1 protein-coding gene is annotated in these 531 nt (G+C 56.5%); it reads right to left on the bottom strand.

Going from position 1 to position 531, the window contains the following annotated elements; translation table 11 throughout:
* Positions 1-150: 150 nt before the first annotated feature.
* Positions 151-531, bottom strand: a 381-nt coding sequence (locus tag WMO36_RS08320; protein ID WP_349077278.1) for a carbohydrate ABC transporter permease, incomplete at its 5' end; no start/stop codon positions are given.

Raw genomic sequence — 531 nt, 5'->3', positions numbered from 1 at the left:
AAGCGTGCCCTCTCGGCCTTCTTTGCGGCTCGTTCCTGCTCTTTAAGCTCTTGGGGAGTCATATACCCCGTCGACATCGCAGTATCGCTCATGATTGTTATGCTCCTTGAAAAATCCATGTCCTATGCAGATGACGTACGCCCCAAGGCGTTACTTCATCTGCTCCTTCATGCTGTTGAGCTGCACCGCGTACGCGATCGCCATCGTGATCACGGCCATCGTGATCGCCAAGGCGGCGGCGTAGTTCGACTGGTTGCCCGCGAAGCTCAGGTTGTACGCGTACATGTTCGGCGTGTAATACGTGGTGATCGAGTTGCCAGGCACCATGTTCTGCAGGATGCTCGGCTCGTTGAACAGCTGGAACGAGCCGATGATCGAGAAGATCACCGTGATCGCGAGCGAGCCCTTCAGTTCGGGCAGCTTGATGGACTTGATGATCTGCCATTCGCTCGCGCCGTCAATGCTGGCGGCCTCGTACAGCGAGTGCGGGATCGTGGACAGCGAGCTGTAGAAGATCAGCATGTTGTAGCC

The organism is Bifidobacterium hominis, assembly GCF_040095915.1.
Lineage (GTDB): Bacteria > Actinomycetota > Actinomycetes > Actinomycetales > Bifidobacteriaceae > Bifidobacterium > Bifidobacterium hominis.
Note: the sequence above shows the minus strand (reverse complement) of the source record. Positions and strands in the feature narration are given on the sequence as shown.